This window comes from Paraburkholderia podalyriae (assembly GCF_014397785.1).
In the GTDB taxonomy this organism is placed as follows: domain Bacteria; phylum Pseudomonadota; class Gammaproteobacteria; order Burkholderiales; family Burkholderiaceae; genus Paraburkholderia; species Paraburkholderia podalyriae.
The window spans coordinates 1-12738 of the sequence record NZ_VZQQ01000060.1 but is presented as its reverse complement, the minus strand read 5'-3'; the positions used below and the strand labels follow the sequence as shown (position 1 = coordinate 12738).

The window sequence follows — 12738 nt, the reverse complement described above, 5'->3', positions numbered from 1 at the left end:
CGTCGACCTTGTATTGGCCATACCGCCCTTCCTTGCGACTGCGGTATGGTCTCTGTCGTCGCGTCTCGCTGGCCGGGGCGGTTACCAGCGCGGCGCACCTTCCGCCAGTTGTGATATGCCCCGACCAAAAGAGAAATTCTCGTTCGGTACCGGAACCAGTGCGATAAATACATCGTCGGGAGAAATTCCGACGTTATCGTGAAGCAGTCGGGTGATGGTCGCCAGCAGCTTCTGCTTGTCCTCAAGAGGACGATGTGCCCCGACCAGGACGGTGATAATCATCGCATTAGCGGTCCGATTCATCTCCATGAAGGTCGGATCGATGAACAGTTCGTCCTGGTCGTGCTCGCTAATCATGATGAAGCGGTCGCCGGGCGGAATGCCGAGTCCGTCGACGAGCGACTGGTTCAGCGTGTTGCCGATCGCTTTCTTCTGTTCCTTCGAAAATCGACCGGTGGGAATGTGGGCGTGAAAAACTGGCATGATGTCTCCGTGGAGTTGATGCCGTATCCAGGCGCCGCCAGGAATACGGCTGATTGAAGCGTTGACTGATTGAAGCGTTAATAGCCGTTTAGATGCCGGCAGAGTAGCTGTAGCCGGGTCGAAAAATGTCTGGAGCGAATTCAATGAACAAGATGTTCAAGAAAACACGCCGTCGCCGCTAGACGGGCTTCGTCCAAACTCGCCCCGTAAGGATCGAAGTGTCCGCCGGGAATCAGTTTCAGGCGCTTAGGTTGTAGCGCACGCTCGTAGGCTTGCAACTCGAGATCCGTCATCGTTACACCATCGTGCGTCGCGACAATCATGAGTAGCGGCGTCGGCGAAATACGCTCGGCCCATATACCCGGCTCATACATGCGCGCGGCAAATGTCGAGCGCAGCGTGACGGTGTTGCTCCATGCGCCTTCTGGAAGTGCTTGCGTGTAGAATGCGACCGAGTCGGGCGCGCGGTAGGCCGCGAGTTCGGCTGGATTGCCGCTGACGACGGCTGGCATTCGGGGCGATTCGCCGCGATGCCGTGCGCGCAGATCATCCAACTGCAGTTGTTCAAATGCGGGTAAAGCGTCCGGCGAAACCCGACGCCGGCCCTGTTCATATCCGCTGATTGTCGGCACCTGCGATACGACGCACTTCAACCGTCGATCAGTGGCGCCCAGAACGAGAGCGTGTCCCCCGCTGTAACTGCTTCCCCAAATGCCAATCCGATCGGCATCGACTTCGGGGCGAGTCTCCAGCCAGGAGATCGCGCAACGCCAGTCGTTAACCTGTACCCACGGGTCGATGTCCTGACGCGGGAGACCATCGCTTGCCCCAAAGTTGCGATGGTCATGGACCAGCACAACAAATCCGGCATCGGCGAAAGCCTCGGCGAACGGCGCGAGTCCGTGTTCCTTGACTGCGGCAAATCCATGCGACATTGAAATCGCAGGGAAGCGTGTTCCGTCTCCTTCAGGCACAAACAGCCAGCCTCGCAATGTTAGACCGTCCCGGGTTTTGAATTCGATGTCTCTGCGCTTGTTCATCTTCGTGTTCGTTCAGCGGCGGGGATCCCTTGGGCAATGGTCCGTGCGGCTACGCCGGTCCTGTACTCCTTCGGCGCTCAAGAGGATCCGGTAGTGCCGATTGATGCGATTGACGCGATGGCTCATGCCTGTTTCCCCGCCGCAAGGCTAGTGCGGATCGCGCAATCGGGGCATTGGCCGCATCTCGAACAACCGGGCGATACCGCGGCTGCGATATGTGACTTTTTATTGGAAGTGTAGCGGTGATGCTTCCGCAGGTCGCGTAGGTCACGTAGGTCACGTAGGTCACGTTCGGTTGCAATAGGAGCATATGGGCGTATATTTTCGCAATCAGGAACTATCGAGAATATGCAAATGACAAGGACAGAAGGCAAGCTTCCCAACATAGACGGCCGGTGCAATTGTCTCGCCGCGAGGCAAGCTTCGCGCTATCTGACCGCGGTGTATGACCGGGCGTTGAGTCCCGTCGAGCTTCGGATCACGCAATTTTCGATTCTTCACAAGCTCGTCAAAGGTGGCCCGCTCGCGATGGGCGAGTTGGCCGGAAAAATGGCCATGGATCGGACGACACTGACCTCGAACCTGAAACCGTTAGAGCGGGACGGATTGATCGATATCGTTCCGGGCGAGGACCGGCGCTCGAAGCAGGCGGTCGTGACGAAGGCGGGGCTCGCCAGATACAAAATGGCCCTGCCGCTGTGGAGCGAAGCTCAGTCGAAGTTCGAGGGTGCGTACGGCGCGTCACCTGCTGCACGTCTTCGAGATGCCTTGCGAGCGGTGCTGGACAGTGGGTTTGACCCTTGGGCAGACAGTTCAGTCGACGCTCAAGCGTAGTACGGCCTGAGATACGAAAGCGGACAATCTTGCGGCCGGTAGACGTGTCGGACCTTTTGGATTGACAGAAGCGTATCAACATATTTACTGGAGACGAGAATGAGCGAGCAACACCTTGTTGATGCATGCAGGAAGGCATTCACCGGATTCGAGCGTAACGACAGAACTGACCTGGTTGCCGCGTTAGCCGATGATGTCGAGTTCGAATTTTCAGATTCGCGGCCGTATGGGGGAAAGTACACGGGAAAGGAGGAATTTCTCGCATTCTGGGCGCACGTGTACAAAGAATACGAGTACTTCAATTATGACCTGAGGACGGTCGTTGAGGCTGACGGCTACATCTTCGTGCCTGTGGTTGCACGCGCGAAAACAAAGACGGGGTTCTCAATGGAGAACGAGCATCTTTTCCTCTTCAAAGTGAGCGATGACGGCAAAATAACTTATGGCTGCATATACGCAGATACAGCGCGGGGGCGTGATGTCCTCGAAGGCCGTGAACCGCGCCGTTACCCGAAACTTATTCTGACTTGAGGATACAAGCGGGATACTGGATTTGACGTTCCGAGCGCCGGATGGTTGTTGAGATGCTGCAGATTTTTGCTCGGCGCAATGCGCACGCCGTTACCGTTGTCTGCTTCCTGTTCGACATTCCGAGAAACGCGGCGCGCGACATGCAAAGCTTCGGGAATCACCGTCCAGACGGTTCGAGTCATTGACGTCGATCGACTCTCCACGCGGGCTAGCGGCGCTTTCACCCAACCTGGCTGTCGCTATACGCCGCCAGGAATTCATGTGAGGCAATCAGGTCCGCTAACACGCGCAGCGTGGCCGCGGAATACCGAACGTGAACAGATTGCGAAATCAGGCATAACCCTCTTCAAAGATGGTAGGTGATCCCCAAGCGCGCAGCGGCCAAGGACCTCATGTCCCCCGATAGTGCCTTACCTATATGCGCCAGTCACATGAGAACGAAGACTATTGCACCGGAAAAATAAATCAGCGGCGATATCCCGAATCTGAGTGGGTGTTTCCATTGCCGCTCAGTAAAAAATTATTCCACCACCGGGCAGTTGCGAACCGTAAGCGATCAGACTGTGAAGATCCGCGCACCGCACCCATGAGGTACGCGTCGTAATCGCCCCTGTATCGGTGCTGCCAGGAAGCGAGCGTCACCATTGCTTGCCGTTTAATCGCCTGGGCCCTTTCATGCTTTCCGACTCCATGGCCGCATTCCGTTCCTCGCCCGCCTCGATGGGTTCCATCGCTTCGTCGACCGACGCCATTGCGCGCTCGGCGGCAGCTTTCATTTCGTCTGCCGGGGCATCGAATTCGTCGTTGCCGTCGTTTGGGGGCTGCAGCATGTCTTTGAGCATCGCGTTCAGTTCTGCTGTATCCCACGGCAGGCCACGCTGCGTTCGGACCTTTATGTAGTGCCTTACTTCCGCGTCCTGTTCCGCGGTAAGCGGCAGCCCTCGGAAGGTGCTTGTAGGGTCAGAGTTTGCCATGGCTTTCTCCTGCTTCGATTGCTCTTTCAGTGTAGCTCCATTGTGACCCCGAAAGCCGTAATGGCAGGGTGCTTGTGCTCGCTCTTGAAAGGGATCGGATGCTGGGCAACGACAGGCAAAAGACGGCCAGTTTCTGCCGTTCGTCCAACCCACGAAGCAGCCACTCGAAGGGCTGGTTCGCGTCGGAAACCTGCCCGGTAACTTGCCAGTGCTTCTCGACCTTTGCCGACATTCGGGCGGACCGGGGCTTACGTCAGTAATGTCGAGGATTGTTGACGGCGGCGGCGCTAAGCAGCCGGACGGCAGTTTCCCGCATGAGCGAACTAGCGCCTCTCGACGCGAAGCATACGGTTATCCGTGTCACTTAGGATGGTTGGCAGCAAGGCACCAACGCCGCCCTGTCGTCGCGCTTTGCGGCGCTCCGGTTGGATTGCGCCTCCCGCGCAGCCCGATCAGGCGAGACCAGTGCGGCGCAATGGTTGCTCATCGAGTGGCCCAAAGCAGAAGTCGAGCCGACCACGTACTTCCTCAGTACGTTGCCGGCTGATACGCCTATCAAGGAACTCGTGCGACTCGCAAAACTGCGCTGGCGTATTGAGCGCGATTACCAGGAGCTCAAGCAGGAACTCGGCTTGGAGCATTTCGAGGGACGCGGCTGGCGCGGCTTTCACCACCACGCGACGCAGTGCATCGCGACCTACGGCTTTCTCGTCACCGAACGTTTGGTGGTGCAAAAAACTCGAGTTCATCGGTTACTCGGCGAGGTGTCTTCCTTACCCGAAGGCTTCCGGCCCCGGGCCGCCCCTACGTAAGCAGCGACACGTGGCGGATTCCATCACAACGTCGCGATTGGAACTTGCCGCCGCCTTACTTGCTTGCCTTGAACGGTGCCCGTGCTGCGGCCGGAAAACCGCCTGGTTGTTAATACAGTAGTACTAGTTGAATGAAATGATGGCGACACTCGCCAAGCGGTAGCGAACAAGACGCTACTGCGGCGCCTTGCTCAATGCCTTCCAAACGACTTTAGCCGCCGCCAGAAATGCGTTCGGATCGGGTGCGTTGTCCCCGGCGCGCCGAAGGAAAACGAGCAAACCTTGCAATTGCGATACGAGCAGCGCGCCGCGAAGCGCACATTCCCCCGACGTCAGCGCAGGGTTGATTTTCGCAACGAGGCCCGTGAATATGTCCTGGAATTCAGCGGTGATTTCCGCCGAAAGCTTGCGCGCAAAATCCTCACGCTCAGCGAGACTCCAGTGTTCGAGAGCGAACGCGGCGGTTCTGGCATCGGGTGCCATGATTCCGGCGAACGTCTCATCCATGATCGCATCAAGGCGGGCTTCAGGCGATAGCAGCTTGTCTTTCGCAAGGGCGCGAAAAAGCTCGATGTAACGGTCCGCCATTGCCTTCAGCGTGGCTCTTAGCAGGTCTTCCCGAGTACCGAAGTAGTGCTGCAATGTACTCAAGCGAATGCCCGCATCGCTCGCGACCTTGCGTTGGGTGAACCCCGCGTTCCCCAAGGTCGCGAAGACGTTCATCGAAACTTCGATGATCTCCGGCACGCGCGTCACTCGATTGCCTCGATGCTTGAGCTCAGTTGCTGAATCCGTGCCAAGCATCTGTGCCGATGTAATGGTGATGTCCTTCATCCCCGCTCCATTCCTTCAGTATCGATTGCGAGCCCTCGCGGCTATCGCTCTCTGTCACATGACCGATTCATCGTAGGTCAAAAAACCAATTAAGCATAGACAGAATGACCGTTAGGCAGGCCTTAGGCGCAGAGTTGCAATGTAGTAGTTACTTCACAGGCGCTAGATCATCTTACTTATCAGTACTCTCCCTTTCAAAAAATCGAGCTTGAATATTGGTCATTTGACCGCTAGTATTTGGTCATGAGACCAATAAAACATCGCAGACAGACGGGCGGCATCAACGGCAAGTTGGTTGAAGGAGCAGTAGTGATGGACACCCAGGAGAAATCGTTGCGTTGGCTCATCGAAAAATGGGTTGCGCCAACTCCGTCCGCGCCGGTTCGCCTGACTCGGTACAGTCGTGCGAAGTCGGGCCACGGTCGTTGCGTACGGGTTGAGTCGTTGCGCGACACGGGCTCGCTGACACTCTTCTTTTTCCGTCATGATGACGGATTTTGGTGCGTGTTCCCGCCCTCATCGGCACGGCCTGCGATGCGTGCTTACGCGCTGGCAGCGTGAGCGGGTCCGCAGGCGTAGAACGCAATAAAGTTGTCAACGTTGGGACATTAAAATTGTCAACTCGCAGGACCCCACTGCATTAAATGCCCTGAAAGCTTGCTGGGCAATGGATTCCGGGACGCGAATTAAACATGTCAATTGCTCGAGCCCCTCATCAGCATATTTCCACAACGCGTAGACGCTGCGCGCTGATACCGATCGCCGACTAAAGAAGATTCGTCACGGCGATGTCGCTGAACGTCGCTTCGCCGTCGTCGGCAAATACAGAGATCCGGTTGTCGGTCGACGCCGGAAAGATGAGATCGGTGATGACTCTGCGGCCGTGATCGGCGAATACTTCCACCGAGTTCCTGTCGACTACGATGGTGAGCGGCAGCTTGCCGTTCTCCAACGGCAGATTGACGATGTGCTGCTTGCTGAACGCGTTCGAAAAACCGGTCTCTCCAGACTTCGAACGGTCGAGTGTCAACGTCCGGCTAGTCGTGTCGTAGAAAATACGGGTGCCGACCTCTCCATTCTCCGAGCCCCTTACGATGATGCCGGCACGCCGGGCGGAATGTGGGCTAATCGTCAAAGCGATGTTCTGCACGATGCCTCGCGTGGATACAGCAAGTTGCTGCGTCGCCGACGACACGCTGAATGTGTTCACGCGCGTGGTCTTATCTTCGCGCAAGAGGCGCGCGTATTGCTCGATTGGCGTAGAGATGAGTCGCGGCACGCCGCCGACGGTCTTGAGTGCGAGCAAGCGCGGCAGCGCCATCGCTCCCTTCCATGGTGTGGTGGGCACCTGCTGGGCGTAGTCCCAGTTGCTCATCCAGCCTAGTGTGATTGCGTCGCCGCCCGGAGCGTTGGTGATGGTCCCGGCTGCGTAATAGTCGGCGCCGTGATCGAGCCACTGATAGTCCGCGGGATCCGCACCTGCCGTCGGCACATGCTCCGGCGTGAACGTCTTACCGTCGAAGTTGCCGACGAAATACATCGCGCCGGATCCACCGGCAATCGACCATGGATTGACGTTGAGAATCATGACCCACTTCTGCTGGCGACTATCGCCGTCGAGCAGAAGCGGAAATAGATCCGGCATTTCCCAGAGCGCTTCTCGATGAGGAACGCCGGGAAGACTGAAGTCGCTCAGGAATGTCCAGTCGATCAGGTTATTCGAGCGGTAGATCTTGACCACGTGCGCGTCCGCGACAACGGTGGTCATCAGCCAGTAGCCGCCCTGCGCGTACCACGACACCTTAGGATCACGAAAGTTTTTGGATTCCGGATCGAGCGTCAGCACGGGATTGCGCGAATACTGTCGCCATGTCTTGCCGTCGTCAGTACTGTATGCAAGCGATTGCGCCTGGGTGCCGGCCTCATGCCCGGAGCCGGCTTTGTACATGCTCGTGTAAAGCGCCACCAGAGGCGGCGAATTCGCCGCGCCCAAACCCGACGTATTGTGCGCGTCTACGACAATCGAACCCGAGAAGATCTCTTCCGTTTCCTCCGCGCGCATGGCAACCGGTTGTTCATGCCAGTGCATCAGGTCGCGACTGGTGGCATGTCCCCACGACATATCGCCCCAGAAATTGCCGTTCGGATTGTACTGATAGAACAGATGATAAAGGCCCTTGTAGTACACCAGCCCGTTTGGATCGTTCATCCAGTTGCGCTGCGGCGTGTAGTGAAGCACCGAACGCCATTGCGGCGTGCCGACATCGGCGGCTTGTGCCGTGGCGGATGGAGTCGGCGATGCGGCGCAGGCCGCGGCTGAAACGGCCAGCGCGCCAAAAAGCCAGGCCGCCAGCGAGCGTTGGAAAAGAAAGAAGGGATACAGCAGTTCATGCATGAGTGGTCGTTTCCTCGGTGCTACAAGGCGGAAGACGGAAGACGTAGCGTCATGCCGCCTCCGGAAAGCGTGATCGATGCGCCTCGTGGAGCGACGACCCGCGAATGATGGTGCCGCGGCGGGCGCTGCCCGTGGTCAACCCGCGGCGCGCCGTCTCGCGCATGGCGCGGTTCACCGTGTTCAAACGCAGGCCGAGGAAATCGGCGAGCATGCGCTGCGACGGCAAGCGGTCGCCGGCCTTGAAGCCCCCGACGCGTATCGCCGTTTCGATTTCATCCGCTATGGCGAGATACGCGGGGCCGCCGTGCGCGGACAGATCCGGAATCCATCTGCTCATGGCGCCTCGCTCATACTCGCGTTGGTGATTTCGTGGGCGGATGGCAGATCGGACCGCCATCCGCCCACGGACGATAGACAGACTTACTGGGCGCCGTTGCCGTTGCCGTTGCCGTTGCCGTTGCCGTTGCCGTTCGCCGGCAGGTTCGCCGGAATATCGCCATAGCCGCCCAGCCCGCCCTTGCCGTACGACCGGTCGACAGAGGTCGAGATGCCGCTGATGCTGATCTTCGCAGTCGGCGCGAGCGTGCCGCCGCGGCGCGGGCCGATCGCGTCGATGAACGACTCGACGAGGCCGCCTGGCATGACGTAGTGCGAGTACGACTGGAACGCGCGCGGATTCTGGTTCGGGTCCTGCGCATAAGGCGCGCCGACCGGCATATCGAAGTCGGTCGGATTGCCGAGCACAAGACCGCTGCCCTGGTTCAGCGGCAGGAAGTCGCTGCGGATGCCGTTGCCGACGAAACCGTACACGCCGTCCGGACCGTCCACACCCGCGGCCATCGTTCCCCGGTGACTGATCGTGAACAGGTAGTACTTGCCGTCCTTCATATAGATCTGCGGGCGCTCGGTCTGATCGTCCACGCAGTTCGCCGACAGGAGCGGCGGCAGGAACTTCCACTGCGTGAGGTTTTTGTCGGTCGCGACTGCAAGACCGACGTTCGCCTTCTGGTAGACAGCGCCCGAGTTCATCACGGTATTCAGGTCTTCACGATATGGATCGTTGGGCGCATAACCCAGATCCGCTTCGGTGCAGGTGCGTGCGCCGCGCGGCCCGCCCGTGTTGCCTTCGAACACCATGTACGTCTTGCCCGGATGAGCCGGATCGGTGAAAACGAAGGGATCGCGGAACGAATAGTAGGTGTTCTGCTGCCCCGTTTGATACATCTGGCCGTCGGGCTGCAGCAGCGCCTGGTGGTTGTCGAAACCATCGAACCAGACGTGTTTGTCGTCTGCATGAATGTGGCCGTCCGTGCGCGTGATGATCGCGATTGGCGGCGTGATGTCCTGCCCGCCCGCGCCCGAGCGGTTGAACGACAGCGCCGTGTAGTAGAGGCTCACGTTGTTACCGTTCATCAAACGCGCGGAGCCGGACCATTCCGCATTGTTTGTCATCGGCGCGGTGCCGAAGACCTTGGCGCTTGCCCCGTCCGGAAAGAGATGGCCGCCCCACGTCCAGCCGCCATCCGCCGGACGCTGCGACGCCGGAATCCCCGCCCGCCGATAGAAGAAGCCGATACGCGCGTGCACGTGGCGGTCGTCGAACGTATAGCCCGCGTGCGGATCCGCCGTCAGCGAAAAGATCACTTCCCAGCCGTTGTAACTCAACTGGTTCGCGCGCAGGTCGGCCAGCGGCCACGTATCCCAGACCCATACGTTCGGATTGATCAGCGGGAAGTCCTGGGCGATGTCCGGCATGGTCAGCGAGGCGGGCAATGAGTTCTTGTCCGCAGCCGTCGCGGTGTGGGACTGCGCCTTGATCTGACGGATGTCGGCGCGCGTCCAGCGCATAGTGAAACTATCCTCCGGGTCGTAGGCCTGCTGCGAGTGCGGGGTCGGTGCGGGAAATCCCGCGCCGGTGGATTGGGCGAGCGCCGGTACCGCAGCCGCTGCGAGTAGCGAGCCGGAGATGAGGCTGGTCCGCAGGCGGGCACGGTTCGAGATCTTTTGCGGGGATCGAAGTGAATTCATAGGGTTCGCTTCCTGAAAGGGTCGAAAAAAGTAGCTGAGCAAGATATTTAAAGGCCACGTCCAAACCGGTTTGAATGCTAATCCAAACCGGTTTGGACGTCAAACGTTTGTGTGGACGTGTACGATGTGCGTACTTCGGCATGCCGGCCGTTTTCAGCGACGGCGCCGGTGGATTGGAAACGGGGAGTCCAGAGGTGGCACAGTGAAGGTGAACTTGAAAACGCTATCGATCTCGCTTGGTCTTTCGCGAACGACCGTGAGCCGGGCGCTAAACGGATACGACGATGTAAGCGAAGCCACCCGGGCGCGAGTCAGGCAGGCCGCCCAGGAACTCGGCTATCACGCCGACCCCACGGCTCGCCGGCTTGCCACAGGCCGTGCGGAGGCCGTGGGACTGGTGTATCCATTCGGTGCCAATGCGCTCGGCGACCCCAGGTTCGGCGAAGTCGTCGCTGGCGTGACGGAGGGTCTGGGAGCAGGCGGCTTGGACCTTTTCATTGTTTCGGCGCGGCCGAATGCGGAACTCGAAACGTACCGGCGCCTCGTCGACGGCAAGCTGGTGGATGGTCTGATCGTGGCGCGCACGCTGGTAGATGATCCGCGCGTCCGGTTTCTCCAGGAGCGCGACTTCCCGTTCATCGCGTACGGACGTACAAACAGCGAGCAGCCATACGGATGGTTCGACTTCGACAACGAGGCGGGTGCTCGCGCGGCGACTCAACGCCTGATCAGCTTCGGGCATCGAAGAATCGGCATGGTGAGCGCGCCACTGACGCTCAACTTCGCGGCGCAACGGCGCGCGGGTTTTTTGACGGCTCTGCGTGAGGCCGGCATCGAGCCCGAGGCGCAACTGGTGATCGAATGCCCTTTCGACAGAACGGGCGGCTACGAAGCGGTCCGGAGCCTGCTCGAGCTCGCCGAACCGCCGTCGGCTGTGCTGGTCGATAACAATATCGCTGGAACGGGCGCATTCCGGGCGATCGGCGACAGCGGCAAAATAGTCGGCGCGGATCTCTCCCTGATCGTCTACGACGGCGTACCAGCCGACGTGGCGTTCCCTCGCACGGTGACGGCGGTCGTGCAGCCGACCGGGCACGCGTCCGGCGAGGCCATCGCGGAACTGATCCTCGGCGCGATATCCGGCCGCGAACCGTGTGCGCACCGCCTCGTGCAACCCCGCATCGAACCAGGCGACACAGACGGGCCGCCCCGCTAACCGAACATCACAAAGCGCATCGCTGGCTCCAAGGGGGCAATCTTCGAAGGACGGTTGATCGCCGTGTGCGGTGTCATCGGCAGCGGCAAGACGATGATGCTGCGCCGGCTTCAGCAGGCGCTCGAGGATGAGAAGCGCGTCACCGTCTCCAAGTCGCTCGCGATCGAGAAGCATCGCATCAAGCCGGCGACGTTCATTGCGGCGCTGTTCTATGACCTCTCGACTGAAAAGCAGGTCCGCATTCCGACGCGGGGCGAGAAGCGCGAGCGCGACCTGCGTGAGCTGGTCAAGAAGAACAAGCGGCCGGTCGCATTGTTCGTCGACGAACCGGGTCGGTCAATGTCATCGTCTGGCAGTCGGCCCTGGAGCGGCAGCGGCGAGAAGCGTTGGGCGCATCGCTTCTCGCTGTCTATGGAGTATGGCAGCGCGAAGGCGACGTGAAGCATCTGGTCGCGCAGCGGCTCGTCGACGTGTCGCACCTGCTTGGCGAGCTACCAACGGCGAGCCGCAATTTTCACTGACTTAACGAGGAAATCTGTCGATGACGAACTATTACGTCCTGTTTGACGCCCAGGCCGCCGCTGAGGAAGTCGTGGCGCGCGTTGTTGCACGGCACCGCACGAAGGGCGCCCTGATCTGGAAGCTGCTTCATCAGATGGAGGAGGAAAGTGCTGGCTGAGGTCTCGTCCAGCGGACAGTTCGGCGACCGGCTGCTGCAGATGATCTGCGCTCCCGCCGTCCCGTCCTACCCCAACGACGACCGCCCCGCATCGTCAGGACGGCGAGTTCTGGCGGGTAACGCCGCTCGTCTCACCGCGTCTCTGGCGCCCGCGCTGATTTTTCACTTCTAGGTCCCGGCGTTTCCGCAAGCCACTGACGGGCGCGGGCTGGAACTCGTTTTGCTCTTCAACTCCTGTCACTAACGCGAGAAAGGTCATGTGCTACGGAGAACCCGACCGATTATTGGAACTCGTCATCGGCGGGCGCGAGCTTCCAAAAAATGATCCAGGTCACACGCCGTTGGACGATTTCGAACACTTCTGCGCCACCGAGGCTGCAGTGAGCAGGACCTTGGTCCGCGAGCCTTTGCTTTTGTGAGACTGGAGTACGTGACGGCAGGCCTGAGCCGGCGTCAGTATAGGAGCGCCGGACTCGACGCTGAACTAGAGAAGTACTGTGCGAATATCAGTATGCTTCTTCGCGACCGCCCGCCCGGCACAACCGCCGACCTCACTGGCGACTCAGTGCTGTACTGGGACGGCGGACGACTGAACGGTGCGACCCTGTCCAACGATGACCCCAGAGATGTTGCGCTCCCGGTCGAGCAGGTCCTCGTGCTCTCAACAAGATGATCGGGCTGCAGCCACTCTCCGGTGGTGCGAAAGGCAAATATCTCGGATAACGTGAGAAAGCACAGCAACTCTGCGTTAGTCTCAAGTCGGTGCATCCTGCGACCTGTCATAGCGTTGCGGCCCGCGACGGCCGGACATCGTCACGTTACTCTCATCGTGCGATCTTTCCGATGTGCACGGAAGCAGGCTGCCGAAGAGACCTGCGGTGCCGTGAAACCAGGGCCCAGCGTGATGCCTGC

At 59.6% G+C, this 12738-nt stretch carries 12 protein-coding genes and 3 pseudogenes; 8 read left to right on the top strand and 7 right to left on the bottom strand.

The features are described 5' to 3' along the window. Positions 1-81: 81 nt before the first annotated feature. Together F6X42_RS34850 and F6X42_RS34845 are read right to left on the bottom strand one after the other, a co-directional pair. Positions 82-483, bottom strand: a complete 402-nt coding sequence (locus F6X42_RS34850; protein ID WP_187638510.1) for a tautomerase family protein — start codon at positions 481-483, stop codon at positions 82-84. Between the two features lie 140 nt (positions 484-623). Next, positions 624-1523, bottom strand: coding sequence for an alpha/beta hydrolase (locus F6X42_RS34845; protein ID WP_187638509.1), 900 nt, complete (start codon positions 1521-1523; stop codon positions 624-626). 36 nt (positions 1524-1559) lie between these two features. Between F6X42_RS34845 and F6X42_RS46075 the strand changes: the two genes are divergently transcribed. From F6X42_RS46075 to F6X42_RS34835, 3 genes are all read left to right on the top strand, one after another. Continuing rightward, positions 1560-1763 (top strand): alpha/beta fold hydrolase, encoded by a 204-nt coding sequence (locus F6X42_RS46075; protein ID WP_376776493.1) that lies wholly within the window; start codon positions 1560-1562, stop codon positions 1761-1763. Positions 1764-1877: 114 nt separating this feature from the next. Then, positions 1878-2357 (top strand): MarR family winged helix-turn-helix transcriptional regulator, encoded by a 480-nt coding sequence (locus tag F6X42_RS34840; RefSeq protein WP_187638508.1) that lies wholly within the window; start codon positions 1878-1880, stop codon positions 2355-2357. 99 nt (positions 2358-2456) lie between these two features. Continuing rightward, on the top strand, positions 2457-2888 hold the full coding sequence (locus tag F6X42_RS34835) for a nuclear transport factor 2 family protein (protein WP_187638507.1): 432 nt from the start codon (positions 2457-2459) through the stop codon (positions 2886-2888). Positions 2889-3526: 638 nt separating this feature from the next. Here F6X42_RS34835 and F6X42_RS34830 read toward each other — a convergent pair. Continuing rightward, on the bottom strand, positions 3527-3862 hold the full coding sequence (locus F6X42_RS34830) for a hypothetical protein (protein WP_187638506.1): 336 nt from the start codon (positions 3860-3862) through the stop codon (positions 3527-3529). A gap of 374 nt (positions 3863-4236) precedes the next feature. Here F6X42_RS34830 and F6X42_RS34825 point away from each other — a divergent pair. Next, positions 4237-4674 (top strand): annotated as a pseudogene (locus tag F6X42_RS34825) (transposase); the annotation flags it as partial. A gap of 174 nt (positions 4675-4848) precedes the next feature. Here the strand turns inward: F6X42_RS34825 and F6X42_RS34820 are convergent. The 4 genes from F6X42_RS34820 to F6X42_RS34805 form a co-directional block, all read right to left on the bottom strand. Next, on the bottom strand, positions 4849-5508 hold the full coding sequence (locus F6X42_RS34820) for a TetR/AcrR family transcriptional regulator (protein WP_187638504.1): 660 nt from the start codon (positions 5506-5508) through the stop codon (positions 4849-4851). A gap of 766 nt (positions 5509-6274) precedes the next feature. Then, a complete protein-coding gene (locus tag F6X42_RS34815) occupies positions 6275-7903 on the bottom strand; it encodes a glycoside hydrolase family 32 protein (protein ID WP_187638503.1) in 1629 nt (542 codons plus the stop codon). Between the two features lie 49 nt (positions 7904-7952). Then, positions 7953-8240 (bottom strand): GntR family transcriptional regulator, encoded by a 288-nt coding sequence (locus F6X42_RS34810; protein WP_187638502.1) that lies wholly within the window; start codon positions 8238-8240, stop codon positions 7953-7955. Positions 8241-8323: 83 nt separating this feature from the next. Then, the gene (locus F6X42_RS34805) at positions 8324-9931 is read right to left on the bottom strand and encodes a glycoside hydrolase family 68 protein (RefSeq protein ID WP_187638501.1); all 1608 of its coding nucleotides are present in this window, start codon (positions 9929-9931) and stop codon (positions 8324-8326) included. A gap of 202 nt (positions 9932-10133) precedes the next feature. On the opposite strand from F6X42_RS34805, the gene F6X42_RS34800 reads away from it, so the two are divergent. The 4 genes and pseudogenes from F6X42_RS34800 (at position 10134) to F6X42_RS34790 (ending at position 11826) form a co-directional block, all read left to right on the top strand. Further along, positions 10134-11147: a substrate-binding domain-containing protein gene (locus F6X42_RS34800; RefSeq protein WP_187638500.1), complete on the top strand. Its 1014-nt coding sequence runs from the start codon at positions 10134-10136 to the stop codon at positions 11145-11147. Between the two features lie 93 nt (positions 11148-11240). Continuing rightward, a pseudogene (locus F6X42_RS46070) lies at positions 11241-11414 on the top strand (ExeA family protein); the annotation flags it as partial. A gap of 59 nt (positions 11415-11473) precedes the next feature. Beyond that, positions 11474-11668: pseudogene (locus F6X42_RS44535) on the top strand (hypothetical protein); the annotation flags it as partial. 20 nt (positions 11669-11688) lie between these two features. Beyond that, entirely contained in the window at positions 11689-11826 is a 138-nt protein-coding gene (locus F6X42_RS34790) for a hypothetical protein (RefSeq protein ID WP_187638499.1), read from the top strand. Positions 11827-12738 lie beyond the last annotated feature (912 nt).

Coding starts and splice junctions, on each gene's coding strand:
- F6X42_RS34850 (WP_187638510.1), bottom strand. CDS start 483: ATGCCAGTTTTTCACGCCCACATTCCCACCGGTCGATTTTCGAAGGAA.
- F6X42_RS34845 (WP_187638509.1), bottom strand. CDS start 1,523: ATGAACAAGCGCAGAGACATCGAATTCAAAACCCGGGACGGTCTAACA.
- F6X42_RS46075 (WP_376776493.1), top strand. CDS start 1,560: ATGGTCCGTGCGGCTACGCCGGTCCTGTACTCCTTCGGCGCTCAAGAG.
- F6X42_RS34840 (WP_187638508.1), top strand. CDS start 1,878: ATGACAAGGACAGAAGGCAAGCTTCCCAACATAGACGGCCGGTGCAAT.
- F6X42_RS34835 (WP_187638507.1), top strand. CDS start 2,457: ATGAGCGAGCAACACCTTGTTGATGCATGCAGGAAGGCATTCACCGGA.
- F6X42_RS34830 (WP_187638506.1), bottom strand. CDS start 3,862: ATGGCAAACTCTGACCCTACAAGCACCTTCCGAGGGCTGCCGCTTACC.
- F6X42_RS34820 (WP_187638504.1), bottom strand. CDS start 5,508: ATGAAGGACATCACCATTACATCGGCACAGATGCTTGGCACGGATTCA.
- F6X42_RS34815 (WP_187638503.1), bottom strand. CDS start 7,903: ATGCATGAACTGCTGTATCCCTTCTTTCTTTTCCAACGCTCGCTGGCG.
- F6X42_RS34810 (WP_187638502.1), bottom strand. CDS start 8,240: ATGAGCAGATGGATTCCGGATCTGTCCGCGCACGGCGGCCCCGCGTAT.
- F6X42_RS34805 (WP_187638501.1), bottom strand. CDS start 9,931: ATGAATTCACTTCGATCCCCGCAAAAGATCTCGAACCGTGCCCGCCTG.
- F6X42_RS34790 (WP_187638499.1), top strand. CDS start 11,689: ATGACGAACTATTACGTCCTGTTTGACGCCCAGGCCGCCGCTGAGGAA.